This is a genomic window from Ruegeria sp. BHSB196 (assembly GCF_059613135.1).
In genome coordinates, this window is the sequence record NZ_JBXWRY010000001.1 from 100,834 (window position 1) to 118,082 (window position 17,249).

Genomic DNA, 17,249 nt, shown 5'->3' on the forward strand with positions numbered 1-17,249 from the left:
GTCACCCGGCCGAGGCCGCCGCGTCGTCGGACGGGTCCGGATCCTTGTGGCCTTTGATCCGTTCGCGCAGCCCCTGCATCACCGCATAGAGCACCGGAACCAGGATCACCCCGACCAGGGTCGCCATCAGCATCCCGCCAAAGACCGCCACGCCGATCGCCCTCTGGCTGGCCGCGCCGGCGCCGCTCGCCGCAAGCAGGGGCACGACGCCCAGAAGGAAGGACAGCGCGGTCATCATCACCGCCCGGAACCGCTGATGCGCGGCCTCGGCCGCGGCCTCGAGGATCGACAGACCCTTGGCCCGCTGCTCCATCGCGAATTCGACGATCAGAATGCCGTTCTTCGACGCAAGCCCGACCAGCATGATCATCCCGATCTGCGTATACAGGTTGATGTCGCTGCCGACGATGGCCACCGCCGCCACGGCGCCGAACAGGGCGACGATGACCGACAGCAGGATCGAAACCGGCATCGTCCAGCTTTCGTACTGTCCGACGAGGAACAGATAGCCGAAGGTGATCGCCAGGATCAGGATGACGACGACGAGGTTGCCCGAGGCGAGCTGCTGCTGCGCCGTCCCGGTCCATTCAAAGGCATAGCCCGCGGGCAGGGCGGTCGCCGATTCCTCGGTCATGACGTTGATCGCGTCACCCGTGGACAGCCCTTCGGCCGGAACCGCCGTCACGGTCGCGGACCGGAACAGGTTGTGCCGCTTCAGCAGCACCGGTCCCAGCACGTTTTCCACATCGACCAGCGTCCCAAGCGGCACCATCTCGCCGGTCTCGGAGCGGACATAGAGGTTCGAGATGTCCTCGACCTTGTCGCGATAGCTGCCCTCGGCCTGGATCATCACCCGATAGACGCGCCCGAACAGGTTGAAGTCGTTGACGTAATACGACCCGAGCTGCGCCTGCATGGTCTGGAAGATCTCGGCGATCGAGACCTGCAGCGTCTTGGCCTTTTCGCGGTCCAGATCGACGAACAGCTGCGGGACATTGGCGCGGAAGGTGGTATAGGCCTGCGCGATCTCGGGCCGCTGGTTGGCCGCATAGACGAACGAGCCGACCGCCGAGGCCAGATCCTGCGCGCTGCCGCCGCCGGTCTGCTGCACCTCCATCTCGACGCCCGCCGACATCCCCAGGCCCTGGATCGGCGGCGGGTTGAAGGCGACGATCGACGCCGCGGATTCGCCGAAGGCGATGGCCAGAACCTTTTGCAGGATCGCATCGGCGCTCAGATCGTCCTCCTGCCGTTCGTCCCAGTTGTCCAGGTTGACGATGATCATCGCGCCATTGGCGGTCAGGCCGTTCAGCAACGAAAAGCCGTTGACCAGCACCGTGTTGGCCACGCCGTCGATCTGCTGAATCTGCTCGTTGACGCGCGCGGTGACGATTTCGGTCCGCTGCAGCGTCGCCGCGTCCGGCAGCTGCACATCCACGAACAGATACCCGTTGTCCTCCAGCGGGATGAACCCCTTCGAGGTGTTGCCCATGATCGTCCAGGCGCTTGCGCCGATGGCGGCCACGATGACCAGCGAGATCACCGGCAGGCGCAGCAGGCGCCGGACGATGGCCACGTATCCGCCACGCATGGTGCCGATGAATCCCTCGAACAGCGCCAGAAGCCCCCGCGGCGGACCCGAACGCGCCTTCAGCACCAGGCCGCACAGGGCCGGCGACAAGGTCAGCGCATTGATCGACGAGATCACCACCGCGGTCGAGATGGTGACGGCGAATTGCGAATAGAGCCGCCCGGAAATGCCGGGCATGAATGTGACCGGAACGAACACGGCCAGCAGCACCAGGGTGGTCGCGATCACCGGGCCGGTGATCTGCCCCATCGCCTTGCGCGTGGCCTCGGGCGGGCTCAGACCCTCCTCGGCGATGATGCGCTCGACGTTTTCGACCACCACGATGGCGTCATCCACCACGATGCCGATGGCCAGAACCAGCGCGAACAGCGAAATCGTGTTGAGCGACATGCCGAAGGCCAGCAGAAACGCGAAGGTGCCGATCAGCGACACCGGAATGGCCACGGCGGGAATGATCGTCGCCCGCCAGCTGCCCAGAAAGATGAACACGACCGAGATCACCAGGGTGAAGGTGAGCATCAGGGTCGTCACCACGTCGTTCAGCGACTGTTCGACGAAATCGGTTGTGTTGAACGGGATCTGGTATTCCAGATCGTCGGGAAAGGCCCGCGACAGGCGTTCCAGCTCGGCTGTCACCCGGTCCGACACGGCCAGCGCGTTGGCGCCGGGGGCCTGGTAGATGCCCAGAACGGTCGCGGGCTGGCCCTGGAAAAAGCCCGAGGCGCTGTAGAACTCCGCGCCCAGTTCGACCCGCGCCACGTCCTTGACCCGGACGATGGCGCCGGCATCGCCGGTGCGGATGACGATGTTGCCGAATTCCTCCGGCGTGCTCAGACGGCCCTTGGTCTTGATCGTGTACTGAAACGTCTGGCCCTCGGGCGCGGGCGGCGAGCCGATGGCGCCGGCCGAAACCTCGATGTTCTGTTCGCGGATCGCGTTGATCAGGTCGCCCGGCGTGATCGACAGCGCCGCCATCTTGTCCGGGTTCATCCACATCCGCATGGCGTATTCGAGATTGGTCAGAACGTCCGCCTTGCCCACGCCCTGAACCCGTGCCAGCGCATCCTTGAGATTGATCGAGGCGTAGTTAGACAGGAACACGCTGTCATAGGTGCCGTTCGGCGATGTCAGCGTCACCACCATCAGCATGTTGGTGGACGCCTTCTGCGTGACCACGCCCGAGGCAGTGACCTCGGTCGGCAGCGACGCCATGGCCTGCGCCACGCGGTTCTGCACGTTGACCGAGGCGATGTCGGGATCGGTGCCGACCTCGAAGGTCACGTTCAGCGAATAGGAACCGTTGTCGGCCGAGGTGGAGGTCATGTAGATCATGTCGTCCACCCCGTTCACCTGCGCCTCGATCGGCGCGGCGACGGTGTTCTCCACGGTTTCCGCATTCGCGCCGGTGTAGTTGGCCGAAACACTGACCACGGGCGGCGTGATGTCGGGGAACTGCGCGACCGGCAGCACCAGATAGGCGATGCCGCCCATGATGGTCAGGACCAGCGAAATGACGAGCGCCAGCTTGGGCCGGCTGATGAAAAGCGCCGAGAACATGGCTTATTCCCCGCCGCTCTCGGAGGCCACGACGGCATCGACCGCCACGCCGGGGCGCACCCGCTGCAGGCCCTCGACGATCACGCTTTCTCCCTCGCGCAGCCCGTCCAGCACGATGATCGCGCTGCCCACGCTGTCGCCGGTGGTGATGTAGCGCTGCTCGACCATCTGCTTGTCGTTGACCACCAGCACGAAATCGCCGCGCTGGTCGCGCTGCAGCGCGGCCTGCGGGATCAGAACGCGGAGCGTCGGCTCCAGCGCCTGAATGCGCACCTGCACATAGGCGCCGTCCACGATCAGGCGACCCGCATTTGCGAATTCCGCCCGCACCAGGATCGCGCCGGTCAGCGGGTCGATGCGGTTGTCCACGAAAACGATCTGACCGGTCTCATCCAGTTCCGAGCCGTTCGGCAGGTTGACGTGGACTTCGGGGCTCTGGGGGCTGTCCGCCAGCGAGCCGCTGGTCTGGCCCAGCTGCTCCAGCACGTCCACCAGCTGTTTCTCGGTCAGCGAAAAACTGACATAGATCGGCGCTTCGCGCACCATCGTCACCAGCGGCGGGTTGTTGGGGCCGACCACGTCGCCGACGCTCGTCGCCACCCGCCCGATCCGGCCGGGAAAAGGCGCATGGATCTTGGTATAGCTCAGATCCAGTTCGGCCTGCTGGATCGCCGCCTTGGCCGCCTTCACCTCGGCCTCGGCCACCAGTTCGTTCGCCCTGGCCACGTCCACCTCGGATTCGGGCACCGCGTCGCGCCGCAGCAGCTCGGTTTTCCGCGCCAGGTCCACCTTGGCGAGTTCCAGATTGGCCTCGGCGCGGTCCAGATCGGCCTTGCGGGCCTCCAGCGTGGCCTCGTACAGGTCCGGTTCGATCTCGAACAGCAGCTCCCCTTCCTCGACCGAGGCGCCATCCGGCACGTTCTGCTCCTGCAGGAAGCCGTTCACGCGGGCGACGATATCGACCTTGTCGATCGCCTCGCCGCGCCCGATGAACACCGCCTCGTCAACGATCTCTTCGGCATAGGCCGCGGCGATCGAGACCTTGGGCGCCGGCGCCGCCGCGTCGTCCTGGGCCATCGCGGTGCCGGAACCCAGCAGCGCCATCAGCGCGAATGCTGCAACCAGGCGCAGCGCAAGGCCGCCGTTGTTCATCGGATTTCGGGAAGCGATTGGCATGAAAGGGGCCTCGTTCAAAAGGGGTCGCCACAGGGTCACGGCAGTGGCGTGACAGGCCGAGTCAGCGGATTCGGCCTCAGGATGGACGCAAACCGGAAATTACTCAAGGCAAGCGTCCCCGCCCTTGCCCTTGAATCGCCAATGAAATCCGTCAGGGGCGGCCGCACCCGCCTGCGGGCCGCGGACAACCCCTTGCCCCGCAACCGGCAGAACCCGCCGCGACCGGCCCTCAGCCCCGCTGGCCGGCGAACCGCTCCTGCCACGCTTCGCGCTGTTCGTCGGTGATCTTGGCAAACAGCACTTCGGGCACACTGAAGGCATGTCCGGCAGGCAGCGCGTTCAGCGCCGCCCCGACATCTTCGGGCCAGCTGTCATCGGTCGTGTTCATCGCCTCCAGCATCCGGGCCGAGGCATGCGGGATGAACGGCGCGCTCAGCACGGCATAAAGCCGGATCAGGTTCAGACCCAGCCGCACCTGCGCCGCCGCGCGGTCGGGGTCTTCCTTGAAGGTCGACCAGGGCGCGGCAGCCTGCAGGTATTCGTTGCCCGCCACCCAGATCGCCCGCAATTCCTGCGCCGACTTGCGCACTTCCATCGCGTCCATATGGCCCTCATAGGCCCGGATGCGGCGGGTCAGCTCGGCGATCAGCGCCCGTTCCCGCTCGCCGTAATCGCCGCCCTCCGGCACCGCCTCGCCGAATTTCGACCGGCAGAACTTGGTGATGCGGCTGACGAAATTGCCCAGCACGTCGGCCAGATCCTTGTTGACCGACGCCTGGAAGTTTTCCCAGGTGAACTCGCTGTCGCTCGACTCCGGCGCGTGACTCAACAGCCACCAGCGCCAGTAATCCGCCGGCAGGATCTCCAGCGCCTGATCCATGAACACGCCGCGGCCCTGGCTGGTCGAGAACTGCCCGCCGTCATAGTTCAGAAAGTTGAAGGACTTCAGGTGATCGACCATCTTCCACGGCTCGCCCGAGCCCAGAATGGTCGCCGGAAAGCTGAGCGTATGGAACGGCACGTTGTCCTTGCCCATGAACTGCACATAGCGCACGTCATCGGCGCCCTTGTCGGTCCGCCACCAGCGTTCCCATTCGGCATCCGCCTTGCCGTTGGCATCCGCCCATTCCCGGGCGCAGGCGATGTATTCGATCGGAGCGTCGAACCAGACATAGAAAACCTTGCCTTCCATGCCCGGCCAATCCTCGTCCCCCCGCTTGACCGGAATGCCCCAATCCAGATCGCGGGTGATGCCGCGATCCTGCAACCCGTCGCCGTCATGCAGCCATTTCTTGGCGATCGAGGTGGTCAGCACCGGCCAGTCGGTCTTGCTGTCGATCCAGGCATCCAGCGCGTCCTTCATGGCCGACTGGCGCAGATACAGGTGCTTGGTCTCGCGCACCTCCAGATCGGTCGAACCGGAAATGGCGCTGCGCGGCTCGATCAGGTCGGTCGGGTCCAGCTGCTTGGTGCAGTTCTCGCACTGATCGCCGCGGGCGCGTTCATAGCCGCAATTGGGGCAGGTGCCCTCGATGTAGCGGTCCGGCAGGAACCGGCCGTCGGCCTTGGAATAGACCTGTTTTTCATTCACCTCGCGGATCAGCCCGGCCTCGGCCAGCTTGCCGGCGAAATGCTGCGTCAGCCTGTGGTTCTGCGGGCTGGACGAGCGGCCGAAATGGTCGAAGCTCAGGCCGAACCGCCTGGCGATGTCGGCCTGCACCTCGTGCATCTCGGCGCAGTATTCGGCCACCGGCTTGCCCGCCTTGGCCGCGGCCAGTTCCGCCGGGGTGCCGTGCTCGTCGGTCGCGCACAGGAACATGACCTCGTTGCCCCGGCCGCGCTGATAGCGTGCGTACAGATCGGCGGGCAGCTGGCTGCCGATCAGGTTGCCGAGATGCTTGATCCCGTTGATGTAGGGGATCGCCGAGGTGATGAGAATCCGAGCCATGTTCCGTATCCGCGTAACTGTCTGCGCGCCCGTCTAACCCATGTTGCGGCGCAGAAAAAGCCCGGCTTTGCGCGGGCAACGGGATTTGCACCGGCAAGCGGGCCGGTTGCCCGGGCCTACCGGCCTTCGCGCGACCGTTTCAGCAGACGGCCGATGGTGAAGGACGTGCGCGGCGCATAGACATAGCGCGTGCGGTCCTCGGGCGTCGGGCGGGCGCGCATCCGCGTCAGGCCGAACACGATCAGGACGACATGCCCCAGCGCCACGAAGGCGAACAGCGCGCCGGGACCGAAGGACTGGATCAGCGACGAGGACACATAGGGCGACGCGATGGCCCCCAGCGCGAAGAAGAACATCAGCGCCGCCGACAGCTCGACCCGCTGTTCCGAGGTCGCGAAATCGTTGGCATGGGCCGCCGAGACCGAGAAGATCGGAAAGGTGGTAAAGCCGAAGAACCCGGCGGCCAGCATGACGCCCACCGTGCCCGATCCGCTGGCCGCCATGGTCACGCCGCAACTCAGCACGGCGGCGGCGGACAGCCAGATCAGAACCCAGCGCCGGTCGTACTTGTCCGCAAGCCACCCCATCGGATACTGCGCGACCGCGCCGCCCAGCACGAAGGAGGCGAGGAAAAAGGCGATCTGATCGACCCGCAGCCCGACCTCCTGACCATAGACCGGGCCGACCATCCGAAAGGAGGCCGAACTCAGCGCCGCCACGATCACGCCGGCCACCGCCAGCGGCGAACAGCTCCAGGCCAGCTTCGGGCGCAGGCGCGGCGCGTCCGGCGTTTCCGGCTGACTCGCGCGGGTGAGCGTCAGCGGCAGCAGCGCGGCGCAGCAGAGAATGGCCAGGATGTTGTAGGACACGTAGGAGGCCGGCGGCAGAACCGCGATGATGAGCTGCGCACAGAGCGAGGCGCTCATGTCCACGATCCGGTAGATGCCGGTCGCGCGCCCCCGCGTCGCGTTCGTGACCTTGGCGTTCAGCCACGCCTCGATCACCGTATAGCAGCCGGCGACGCAGGTGCCCGACGCGATCCGCAACAGCGCCCAGACATAGGGGTTTTCCGTCAGGGTATGGCCCAGCAGGCCCATCGCGCCCAACGCCGTGCAGACCGCGAAGGCGCGGGAATGGCCGACGGTGCCCATCAGCCGCGGCGCCCACCAGCAGCCGATGAAAAAGCCCAGGAAATGCGCCGATCCCAACAGACCGATCTGCTCGGTCGAGAAGTCGAGCGTCAGCCCCGAGATCGCGTCCAGCGGGCCGACCCCTCCGGTGGAAAGCTGCAGCAGGATGACGGACAGGAAAAGGGCGGCAAAGGAAAGGATCGTACGCATGACATGCCCAAAATGACGGTCTGGTTTCGATGTGCTTGATCGTTCTCGACTTTTGGGCGTCGGTTTTGGCCAAAGCCGGGTCTCAGGCCCCGCGCGCGATCACCGCGCGGATGTCCAGATCGACGGCGTCCGCCACCAGTTCGGGATAGCCCTCGGCCCCGAACGCGCTGCGGCTGATCCGGCCCGTCAGGGCAAAACTCAGCTCCCCCAGCTCGGTCGCCGCCGTGCCCCGCTGCCGGTATAGGCTGGCCTCCAGGGTGACGGGCCGGGTGACGCCGCGCAGGGTCAGGTCGCCGGTGACGCGCGCCCCGTCCGACAGCCGCCCGCCGTCGCCAAGCTGGATGCGGGTCGAAACGAAACGGATAGTCGGGAAGCGGGCGGCGTTCAGAACCTGCGCCCCCAGCATGGCGCTGCGGGCAAAGGCGAACCGGGTCTCGGCCCCGCTCACATCCATCACCACATCCACGCGGCTCCGCGCCAGATCGCTCAGGTCGATGCGGATGTCGGCGGATCTGACCGGCATGGTGCCGACCTGGCGCGTGCCCGCCAGGGTGAACAGGAACCCGACCTCCGATTTCCCGATGTCCAGGTCATACGGGGTCAGCGCGGCCCGCAGCGGCGCCGCCGCCACCGCAGCCGCCGCCAGACACAGCAGGGTCCGCCGGGACATGGCGCCGGACCCGCTCACGCCAGCGCCTCTCGCCGGCGCGGGCGCGACCGCGCCAGCAGCATCAGCATGATCGCGATGTTCAGGCCGTTCCAGGCGATGCCGTTGATGAAGGCCAGCTGATAATTCCCGGTCACGTCGTAGATCCAGCCCGACATCCACCCGCCCAGCGCCATGCCGAGGATCGTCATCATCATCACGAACCCGACCCGCGCGCCCGCCTCGCGCGGCGGCATGTATTCCCGCACGATCAGCGCATAGCTCGGCACGATCCCGCCCTGCGCCAGGCCGAACAGCGCGCTCACCAGATAGAGCGAGACCAGCCCGTCATAGGGCAGGAACAGGAACAGGGCGATGCACTGCAGCACCGACCCGATCAGCAGGGTGCGCACGCCGCCCAGCCGGTCGGCGACCAGGCCCGAGATCACCCGGCTGACCACGCCGCCCAGCAGCATCAGCGACAGCATCTCGGCCCCGGCCACGGGACCATAGCCCAGGCCCACGCAATAGGCGACGATATGGACCTGCGGCATCGACATCGCCACGCAGCAGCCGATCCCGGCCAGCCCCAGCACGTATTGCAGCGCCCGCGGCGACAGGCCGGCGCTCTTGGCGTTCAGGCGGGCCGCGGTCGCCGCGGTGTCATGGGCATCGGCCGGCAACGACCGGCGCAGCAGCAGCGCCAACGGGATGACCGCCACCAGCGTGATGCCGGCAAGGTTCAGATAGACCTGCTGCCAGCCATGCTCGGCCAGGGTGCTCGCCAGCAGGGTGGGCCAGATCGCGCCGGACAGATAGTTGCCGCTGGCCACCAGCGCCACGGCGATGCCGCGCCGGCGGATGAACCAGTGCGAGATGTCGGCGATCAGCGGGCCGAACCCGACGGCGGTGCCCAGCCCCAGCAGCAGATGCGCCGCCGCCAGCAGCGTCATCGACGGCGCCAGCGTGGACAGCACATAGCTGGCCGCGCTCACCCCGGCCGCGCCGATCAGCGCCCAGGTGACGCCCAGCCGGTCGACCAGCCGCCCCAGCCACAGATTGCCCAGCGCAAAGCCGATCATCGTCAGCGTGTAGGGCAGCGAGGCTTCGGCCCGCCCGGCGCCGAACTGCACCTCGATATCCGGCATGACCACGATCACCGCCCACATGCCCACATTCGCCACCGTCGCGATGGCCAGCGTGACCAGCAGGCGGAACCAGGAATATCGGCTGTCATGGATCGGGTGGGTCATGCGCGCACGCTAAGCAGGCCGGGTTCGTTTGACCAGTAACAAGTTGCGTGAACCGGGCCGCGTCAATCCGCGCCGATCCGTTCCAGCGTCAGCCGGGTGCGCGGGGCGGTCTGCGTGACCCGCCACGCCGCCGGGGGCAGGGCGCGGGCGCGGCGGCGGGCCAGGGTCCAGCGGCGCGCCTCGCCGTGATGCGCCGGGGCCATGTGCCAGCGCGTCTCGATCCCCTGCGCGCCGCCCTCGCCGGGGGTCAGCAGCAGCCCCAGCGGCGCCCGTCCCATCGCACCGCCCTGTTCGGCGGCCAGATGCATCCGCCGCACCGGCGTCAGGCCCGGCGCCTCGGGCAGATCGCCCACCACCAGCGGCACCGCGCCGCTGCGCAGCGCCTCTTCCAGGCACCACAGCAGATCCTCGGCCCGGGTGGGGTGCACGAACAGGAACCGCGCCGGATCGGCAAAGGGCATCATCCCGTCCGGGTTCAGCTGATCGGCGCCCCAGGCGGGCGCGATCCACAGCACCGGCCCCTGCATCTGTCCCGCCAGCCACATGGCGAAACTGCGCCGGGCCGGGCCGCAGGCTTCGTGTACGCGGGCCAGCGCCAGGCTGATTTCCGGATGCAGGACCAGCGCCGGCACATCGCGGGCGGGCTTGCGGCTGAGCAGGTGAGTCGACATGGAAAGACTCTATCGTGTTCCCTTTTTGTTCTCAATGCCGGAATGAGGGCGGGCCGGGGCGCGGCCCGCGACCGGGAAGGACCGGCTTCACCGGATCATGCCTCGGCAGGTGGCACCGCCCGCTGATAGAGATGCCATGTGGCGTGGCCCAGGATCGGCAGGGTAAGGACCAGGCCCAGAAAGGCCGGAACCAGCGACACCAGCATGGTGATCGAGATGATCGCCGCCCAGGTCAGCATGACCACCGGGCTTTCCGAAACCACGCGCAGCGACGTGAGCATGGCGGAAACGAAATCGGTTTCCCGGTCGAGCAGCATCGGCATGGCGATGACTGTCACCGAGAACAGGACCGCCGACAGAAACGCGCCGACACAGGTGCCGACGGCAAGAAAGGCCCAGCCCTGCGGCGTGAAGAAGACCGAGTTCAAAAACCCGTCAAGACTCGAAAAGGAGGCATCCTTCAGGATTATCGCCAGCCAAAGCCGCACCTGATAGATCCACACCCAGAAAATGAACAGGGTGACAAAGGCCATCCAGCCCATTTCGCGCTTGCGCTGACTGGCCATGACGCTGAGGATTTCAGACCAGCCGAAACTTTCCCCCTTCTGCATCCGGCGGGACATTTCATACAGCCCGGCGGCGGCGAAAGGCGCGACCAGCGGAAAGCCCACGGCGGCGGGAATGATCATCCAGACCGCGCCGAGCCAGACCAGACACCAGACGAACAGAATACCGAAAAGCGCATAGAACAGGCCGAAGAAGCCGCTCATGACGGGGCGGGCCAGAAAGTCCGAAAACCCGGCCTTCAGCGACGCGGTGACATCGTCCCAGGTCACCCTGTGGACCTCGGGCATGTTGCGCTGCTGCGGCGTCAGATTGTCCGGCGGCGTGGAGCCCGCGGTCTTGGATGTCATGACATACGCCTCCCAAAGCATGGCGCCGCGCTGGTCCGGTTGCCGACCGGCGCGGCGGTGAAACAGACATCCCTCCTCCACCACAAAGTCTGCAACAGGCGAGGCTCAAGGGCAAGCGGGGCGTATGCCGGCCGGGTCCGCGGTCCGGTCCTCGAACCCGACGGACACAGGCCGCGCCGCCTCACGCCCGTTTTTCCACCGGCCCGCCCTGTTTCACCCATTCCGTGAACCCGCCTTCCAGATGCAGCACCGGGCTCAGCCCCATCTCCTGCGCCACCTTGGCGCTCAGCGCCGAGCGCCAGGCGCTGGCGCAGTAGAAGACATAGGTCTTGTCCTGGTTGAAAACCTCCTTGTGATAGGGGCTTTCCGGGTCGATCCAGAATTCCAGCATCCCGCGCGGGCAGGAAAACGCGCCGGGAATCCGGCCCGTGCGCTGCAGCTCGCGGATGTCGCGCAGATCGACGAAGACATGGCCGGGGTCGTCGAACAATGTCCTGGCCTCGGCCACCGGCATGATCCGGACCACAGCGTTCGCCTCGTCCAGCAACGCCTTGATCCCCTTGGTGATGGTCTGCGCCATGGCTGGTCTCCTTCCATCCGCAAGGCTGTCGGAAACCGGCGCGCATCACAAGGGGGTTGCCCCCGGAAACCGGCCCGTTAGGGTTGCGCCGGCAGCAGCAGGAGGATCAGGCCATGAAACGCAAGCCGCTGGGACGCACCGGCGTGATGGTGTCGGAACTGTGCCTTGGCACGATGACCTTCGGCACCCAGACGCCCGAGGCCGAGGCGCATGCCCAGATCGACATGGCCCTGGCTGCCGGGATCAACTTTGTCGATACCGCCGAGATGTACCCGGTGAACCCGGTCTCGAAAGAGACCGTGGGCCGCACCGAAGAGATCGTCGGAACCTGGAACGCCGCCCATCCGGGCCGGCGCGGCGACTATGTGCTGGCCACCAAGCATTCCGGTGCGGGGTTCATGGGCGCGCGTGACGGCGCGCCGATTTCGGCGCGGACCATACCGCAGGCCATCGAGGGATCGCTGCGGCGCCTGCAGACCGATTACATCGACCTCTACCAGTTCCACTGGCCCAACCGCGGCAGCTACATGTTCCGGCAGAACTGGACCTACGATCCGTCCGGCCAGGATCGCGCGGCGACGCTGGCCAACATGGAGGAGTGCCTCGAAGCCCTGCAGCACGAGGTGGACAGGGGCCGGATCCGCGCCTTCGGCCTCAGCAACGAAAGCGCCTGGGGCACGGCGCAGTGGCTGCGCATCGCCGAAGCGCGCGGATGGCCGCGCGTGGCGTCTGTACAAAACGAATACTCGCTGCTCTGTCGCCTGTACGATACGGACATGTCTGAACTGAGCGTTAACGAAGACGTGGGCCTGATGGCCTTTTCACCCTTGGGCGCCGGATTTCTGACCGGCAAGTATCAGGGCGGCACGGTCCCCCACGGCTCGCGCATGTCCCTGGTGCCCGAGATGGGCGGGCGCAAATCATCCCGTGTTTTCAATGCGGTGGAGGCCTATCTTGAGATCGCCCGGCGGCACGGGCTGGACCCGGTCCACATGGCCCTGGCCTGGTGTCACACCCGGCCCTTCATGATGTCGGCGATCTTCGGGGCCACAACCCGGACCCAACTGGAGCACATCCTGCACGGCGCCGACCTGCAACTGTCCGATGCCGTTCTCGACGAGATTTCGGCGGCCCACCGCGCGCATCCGATGCCGTATTGAGTGGGAAGGGGGCCGGCCCCCTCTTGCCCTTCGGGCAATTCACCCCCGGAGTATTTCCGGCAAGATGAAGATCAGGGCTGTGGCGCGCCCGCGCGTTCCTGCCGCAGGTCGCGGGCCGAGAGCCCGTGGGCGGTGCGGAAGGCGCGGGCGAAGCTGGATTGCGAGGCGAAGCCGGTCGCCAGCGCCACGTCCATCAGCGGCATGTCGGTGTCCGTGACCAGCCGGCGGGCCTCGGCCAGGCGCAGGTGCAGATAATGGTCCTGCGGGGTGGTGTTCAGGCGCAGGCGGAACTGCTGCTGCAGGGTGCGGGGGCTGGTGCCCAGGGCCTTGGCGATGTCGGCCAGCGGCCGGGGCTCGTCCAGGGCGGCCTCCATCAGCGCGTTGGCCCTGGCCGTCAGGGCGTTGTGACGGTGCGGCGCGCCGATCCGGCTTTGCGGGCGCGACGGTTCGGCGATGCCGTCATAGAGAAAGAGGCCCGCGACCCGTGCGGCGAACCGTGCGCCATGACGGGCGGCGATGACGTGTAGCATCATCTCGACCGCGGGGATGGCGCCGCCCGAGGTCAGGCGGTTGCCGGACACCGCGAACCGGTCGGGCAGAACCGTCACCTCCGGAAAACGGGCCGCGAAGTTCTCGAGGTCTTCCCAGTGGGTGGTGGCGGAATGGCCGTCGAGCAGGCCGGCCTCGGCCAGCAGCCAGGGGCCGCCGTCGATCCCGGCGAGGGCAGCGCCGGTTCCCGCGATCCGGCGCAGACCGGCCAGCAGGCTGGGCGTGGCGTGGCGGGCCAGTTGAAAGCCGGCGACGACGATCAGCAGATCGCAGGCCTCGAGCCGCGCCAAGGGTATTCCCGGCACGCTCAGCGCGCTGGTCAGCTGCGCCGGCGCGGCCGAGGCGGTGACGTAGTCCCAGTCGAAGGCGGGCCGGTCCGCCAGCCGGTTGGCCGCGCGCATCGGATCGACCGCGGCGGCGAAGCTGAGCGTATTGCACTCGTCCAGCACCAGCACCGCGGTCTTGAGGGCGCGGTGTTCCGGCTGGAGGATGTTTTTTGCGGATTTCATCAAGTTCGATTCGCATTCTGGCAAGTTGTCGTGTTCAGGCTGCGCCAGAGTCGCCTGCGAAAGCAAATCGGAATCCGGGGACAAGTCTGGGGAAAACCGACAGTGCAACCCGGTACAACATGGGGAAAACGACATGCCTCTGGAAATGAACCGCGACGTCTTCATCACCTGCGCCGTCACCGGCTCGGGCGGCACGCAGGATCGCAGCCCGCATGTGCCGCGCTCGCCCAAGCAGATCGCCGACAGCGCCATCGCGGCGGCCAAGGCCGGAGCGGCGGTGGTGCATTGCCATGTGCGCGACCCCGAGACCGGCGCGCCCAGCCGGCGGCTGGACCTCTATCGCGAGGTGACGGACCGGATCCGCGATGCGGAGGTGGACGTGGTTCTGAACCTGACCGCGGGCATGGGCGGGGACATGGTCTTTGGCGGGGTCGAGAACCCGCTTCCGCTGGCCGAAGCCGGGACCGACATGATCGGCGCGTCCGAGCGGGTGGCGCATGTGGCCGAGTGCCTGCCGGAGATCTGCACGCTGGATTGCGGCACGATGAACTTTGCCGAGGCCGATTATGTGATGACCAACACGCCCGGCATGCTGACCGCGATGGGCCGGATGATGACGCATCTGGGTGTCAAGCCCGAGATCGAGGCCTTCGATACCGGGCATCTTTGGTATGCCAGGCAACTGGTCAAGGACGGCGTTCTGGACAGCCCGGCGCTGGTGCAGCTGTGCATGGGAGTGCCGTGGGGGGCGCCCGACGATCTGAACACGTTCATGGCGATGGTGAACAACGTTCCCGACGACTGGACCTTCAGCGCGTTTTCACTGGGGCGGCACCAGATGGCCTATGTCGCCGCAGCGGTGCTGGCGGGCGGCAACGTGCGCGTTGGACTGGAGGACAACCTGTGGCTGGAGAAGGGCGTGCTGGCCGAGAACTGGCAGCTGGTGGAACGGGCGCAGACCATCATCGAAAACCTGGGAGCGCGCGTGATCGGTCCGCAGGAGGTGCGGGAGAAGCTGGGTCTCACCAAGCGCGCGCCGGTGGGCGCCGCAGGCTGAAACCCGATACGAAGTGAAAGATGCGACCATGACGAAAACGGCTGCAATCATCGGCGGTGGTGTGATCGGCGGCGGGTGGGCCGCGCGATTCCTGCTCAACGGCTGGAACGTGCGGGTGTTCGACCCGGATCCCGAGGCCGAGCGCAAGATCGGCGAGGTTCTGGACAACGCGCGCCGGTCCCTGCCGGGGCTGAGCGATGTGCCTCTGCCGCCCGAGGGCGCGCTGAGCTTCCACGCGGACATGGCCGAAGCGGTGCAGGAAGCGTCGTGGATCCAGGAGAGCGTGCCCGAGCGGCTGGACCTGAAGCTGAAGGTCTATGCGGAACTGCAGGAGGCCTGCGACAAGCAGGCGATCATCGGGTCTTCGACAAGCGGCTTCAAGCCGTCGGAGTTGCAGCAGGGTGCGCAGCGGCCCGGGCAGATCGTGGTGACGCATCCGTTCAACCCGGTCTATCTGCTGCCATTGGTCGAGCTGGTGCCCTCGGCGGCCAATCCGCCCGAATTGATCGAGCGGGCCAAGGCCGAGTTGCGCTCGGTCGGGTTCTTCCCGCTGCAGGTCCGCAAGGAGATCGACGCGCATATCGCGGACCGGTTCCTCGAGGCCGTCTGGCGCGAGGCGCTGTGGTTGGTGAAGGACGGTGTCGCCACGACCGAGGAGGTGGACGAGGCGATCCGCATGGGCTTCGGCATCCGCTGGGCGCAGATGGGCCTGTTCGAGACCTATCGCGTGGCCGGGGGCGAGGCCGGGATGCGACATTTCATGGCTCAGTTCGGCCCCGCGCTGAAATGGCCCTGGACCAAGCTGATGGACGTGCCCGAGTTCACCGACGAGTTGGTGGACATGATCGCGGATCAGTCGGATGCCCAGTCGGGGATGCACTCGATCCGTGAGTTGGAACGCATCCGGGACACCAACCTGGTGGGCATGATGCGGGCGCTGAAACAGCAGGATTGGGGTGCGGGGGCGGTGCTCAACCAACACGACGCGCGGTTGAAATCCGGGGCCTTGCCGACTTTGGATCAGGCCGATCTGAGCCAGCCGATCCTGACGCTGGCGCGCGCGGTGCCGCTGGACTGGACCGACTACAACGGCCACATGACCGAGTCCAAGTATCTGGAGGCGTTTGCCAACGCCACCGACCGGTTCATGGAGATCATCGGCTGCGATGCGGACTACATCGCCTCGGGGGGCAGTTATTTCACCGCCGAGACCCATATCCGCCACCTCGATGAGGCCCACGCCGGAACCAGGATCGAAGTCCGGACGCAGATGCTGCTGGGGCAGGGCAAGAAACTGCACCTGTTCCACCGCATGTACGAAGGCGACAAGCTGCTGGCGACCGGCGAGAGCTTTTTGCTGCACGTAAGCCTGGAGACCCGGCGGCCTTGCGCGCCGTCGCCCGAGATCGAGGCGGCGATGGCGCGGGTCGCCGAGGCGCAGGCCGGACTGCCCTATCCCGACGGGGCCGGCAACTCGATCCGCAGGCCCGCATGAGCAGCCGGGTGCTGATCACGGCCGGGGCCTCGGGCGTGGGCCGGGCGATGGCAGAGGCGTTCGATGCAAGCGGGGCGCGGGTTTGGGTTGCGGACGTGGACGAAGCGGCGCTGGCGCTCTGCCCGGAGCATTGGCGCAGATCGCGCGTCGATGTCGCGGACGAAGACGCCGTGGCGGAAGCGTTCGATGCGATCGAGGCTGATTGGGGCGGTCTGGATGTGCTCTGCGCCAATGCGGGCATCGCTGGTCCGACGGCCTTGGTTGAGGATGTGGCGCTAAGAGATTGGCAAAAATGCATTTCCGTCAATATGGACGGCGCGTTTCTGTGTGCGAAACACGCGGCGCCGATGCTGAAGCGGCAGCGCAGCGGCGTCATCCTCATCACCTCGTCCACGGCCGGATTGTACGGCTATCCCAACCGGGCGCCCTATGCTGCGGCCAAGTGGGGAGTCATCGGCCTCGGCAAGACTCTGGCGATGGAGCTTGGTCCGTTCGGCGTTCGCTGCAACGTCATTTGCCCCGGTGCGGTGGAGGGACCACGCATGGAGGGCGTGCTGGAACGCGAAGCGGCGGCCAAGGGCATGACCCGCGACCAGGTCTATGCAGGATATGCGTCGGGGACTTCGATGGGTCGGTTCGTCGAAGGGCGCGACATCGCCAACATGGCGGTGTTCCTCGCCTCGGATGCCGCACGGCTGGTGTCCGGACAGGTGATCGCCGTGGACGGGCACACGGTCAATCCCGACCCCAAACCTTGAACCGCCGCGCCAAACCGGCCCGCCTGGCGGGCCGGCGCACGGCGT

The 17,249-nt window shown here is 66.7% G+C and carries 14 protein-coding genes; 4 read left to right on the forward strand and 10 right to left on the reverse strand.

From position 1 onward, the window contains the following. Position 1 precedes the first annotated feature (1 nt). The 9 genes from AC2FNJ_RS00505 to AC2FNJ_RS00545 form a co-directional block, all read right to left on the reverse strand. A complete protein-coding gene (locus AC2FNJ_RS00505; protein ID WP_496761622.1) occupies positions 2-3,148 on the reverse strand; it encodes an efflux RND transporter permease subunit in 3,147 nt (1,048 codons plus the stop codon). 3 nt (positions 3,149-3,151) lie between these two features. Beyond that, positions 3,152-4,324: an efflux RND transporter periplasmic adaptor subunit gene (locus AC2FNJ_RS00510; RefSeq protein ID WP_496761623.1), complete on the reverse strand. Its 1,173-nt coding sequence runs from the start codon at positions 4,322-4,324 to the stop codon at positions 3,152-3,154. Positions 4,325-4,553: 229 nt separating this feature from the next. Then, entirely contained in the window at positions 4,554-6,272 is a 1,719-nt protein-coding gene (gene metG, locus AC2FNJ_RS00515; RefSeq protein WP_496761624.1) for a methionine--tRNA ligase, read from the reverse strand. Between the two features lie 116 nt (positions 6,273-6,388). Then, positions 6,389-7,612 (reverse strand): MFS transporter, encoded by a 1,224-nt coding sequence (locus AC2FNJ_RS00520; RefSeq protein ID WP_496761625.1) that lies wholly within the window; start codon positions 7,610-7,612, stop codon positions 6,389-6,391. Between the two features lie 82 nt (positions 7,613-7,694). Continuing rightward, positions 7,695-8,282 (reverse strand): YceI family protein, encoded by a 588-nt coding sequence (locus tag AC2FNJ_RS00525; RefSeq protein WP_496761626.1) that lies wholly within the window; start codon positions 8,280-8,282, stop codon positions 7,695-7,697. Positions 8,283-8,296: 14 nt separating this feature from the next. Then, on the reverse strand, positions 8,297-9,511 hold the full coding sequence (locus tag AC2FNJ_RS00530) for an MFS transporter (protein ID WP_496761627.1): 1,215 nt from the start codon (positions 9,509-9,511) through the stop codon (positions 8,297-8,299). Between the two features lie 62 nt (positions 9,512-9,573). After that, the gene (locus tag AC2FNJ_RS00535; protein WP_496761628.1) at positions 9,574-10,182 is read right to left on the reverse strand and encodes an ImuA family protein; all 609 of its coding nucleotides are present in this window, start codon (positions 10,180-10,182) and stop codon (positions 9,574-9,576) included. Between the two features lie 95 nt (positions 10,183-10,277). Beyond that, positions 10,278-11,096: a DUF2189 domain-containing protein gene (locus tag AC2FNJ_RS00540; protein ID WP_496761629.1), complete on the reverse strand. Its 819-nt coding sequence runs from the start codon at positions 11,094-11,096 to the stop codon at positions 10,278-10,280. Between the two features lie 181 nt (positions 11,097-11,277). Next, positions 11,278-11,676, reverse strand: a complete 399-nt coding sequence (locus AC2FNJ_RS00545; RefSeq protein ID WP_496761630.1) for a rhodanese-like domain-containing protein — start codon at positions 11,674-11,676, stop codon at positions 11,278-11,280. 113 nt (positions 11,677-11,789) lie between these two features. Between AC2FNJ_RS00545 and AC2FNJ_RS00550 the strand changes: the two genes are divergently transcribed. Continuing rightward, positions 11,790-12,836 (forward strand): aldo/keto reductase, encoded by a 1,047-nt coding sequence (locus tag AC2FNJ_RS00550; protein ID WP_496761631.1) that lies wholly within the window; start codon positions 11,790-11,792, stop codon positions 12,834-12,836. Positions 12,837-12,907: 71 nt separating this feature from the next. Here AC2FNJ_RS00550 and AC2FNJ_RS00555 read toward each other — a convergent pair whose 3' ends face one another. Continuing rightward, positions 12,908-13,894, reverse strand: a complete 987-nt coding sequence (locus AC2FNJ_RS00555) for a GlxA family transcriptional regulator (protein WP_496761632.1) — start codon at positions 13,892-13,894, stop codon at positions 12,908-12,910. A 133-nt stretch (positions 13,895-14,027) separates the two neighbouring features. On the opposite strand from AC2FNJ_RS00555, the gene bcoG reads away from it, so the two are divergent. The 3 genes from bcoG to AC2FNJ_RS00570 are packed head-to-tail and all read left to right on the forward strand — an operon-like array spanning position 14,028 to position 17,204. Beyond that, on the forward strand, positions 14,028-14,951 hold the full coding sequence (gene bcoG / locus AC2FNJ_RS00560; RefSeq protein WP_496761633.1) for a 3-dehydrocarnitine:acetyl-CoA trimethylamine transferase BcoG: 924 nt from the start codon (positions 14,028-14,030) through the stop codon (positions 14,949-14,951). Positions 14,952-14,979: 28 nt separating this feature from the next. Further along, a complete protein-coding gene (locus tag AC2FNJ_RS00565) occupies positions 14,980-16,446 on the forward strand; it encodes a carnitine 3-dehydrogenase (protein ID WP_496761634.1) in 1,467 nt (488 codons plus the stop codon). Next, entirely contained in the window at positions 16,443-17,204 is a 762-nt protein-coding gene (locus AC2FNJ_RS00570; RefSeq protein WP_496761635.1) for an SDR family oxidoreductase, read from the forward strand. The genes AC2FNJ_RS00565 and AC2FNJ_RS00570 overlap by 4 nt, the downstream gene beginning before the upstream one ends. Positions 17,205-17,249: the final 45 nt, after the last annotated feature.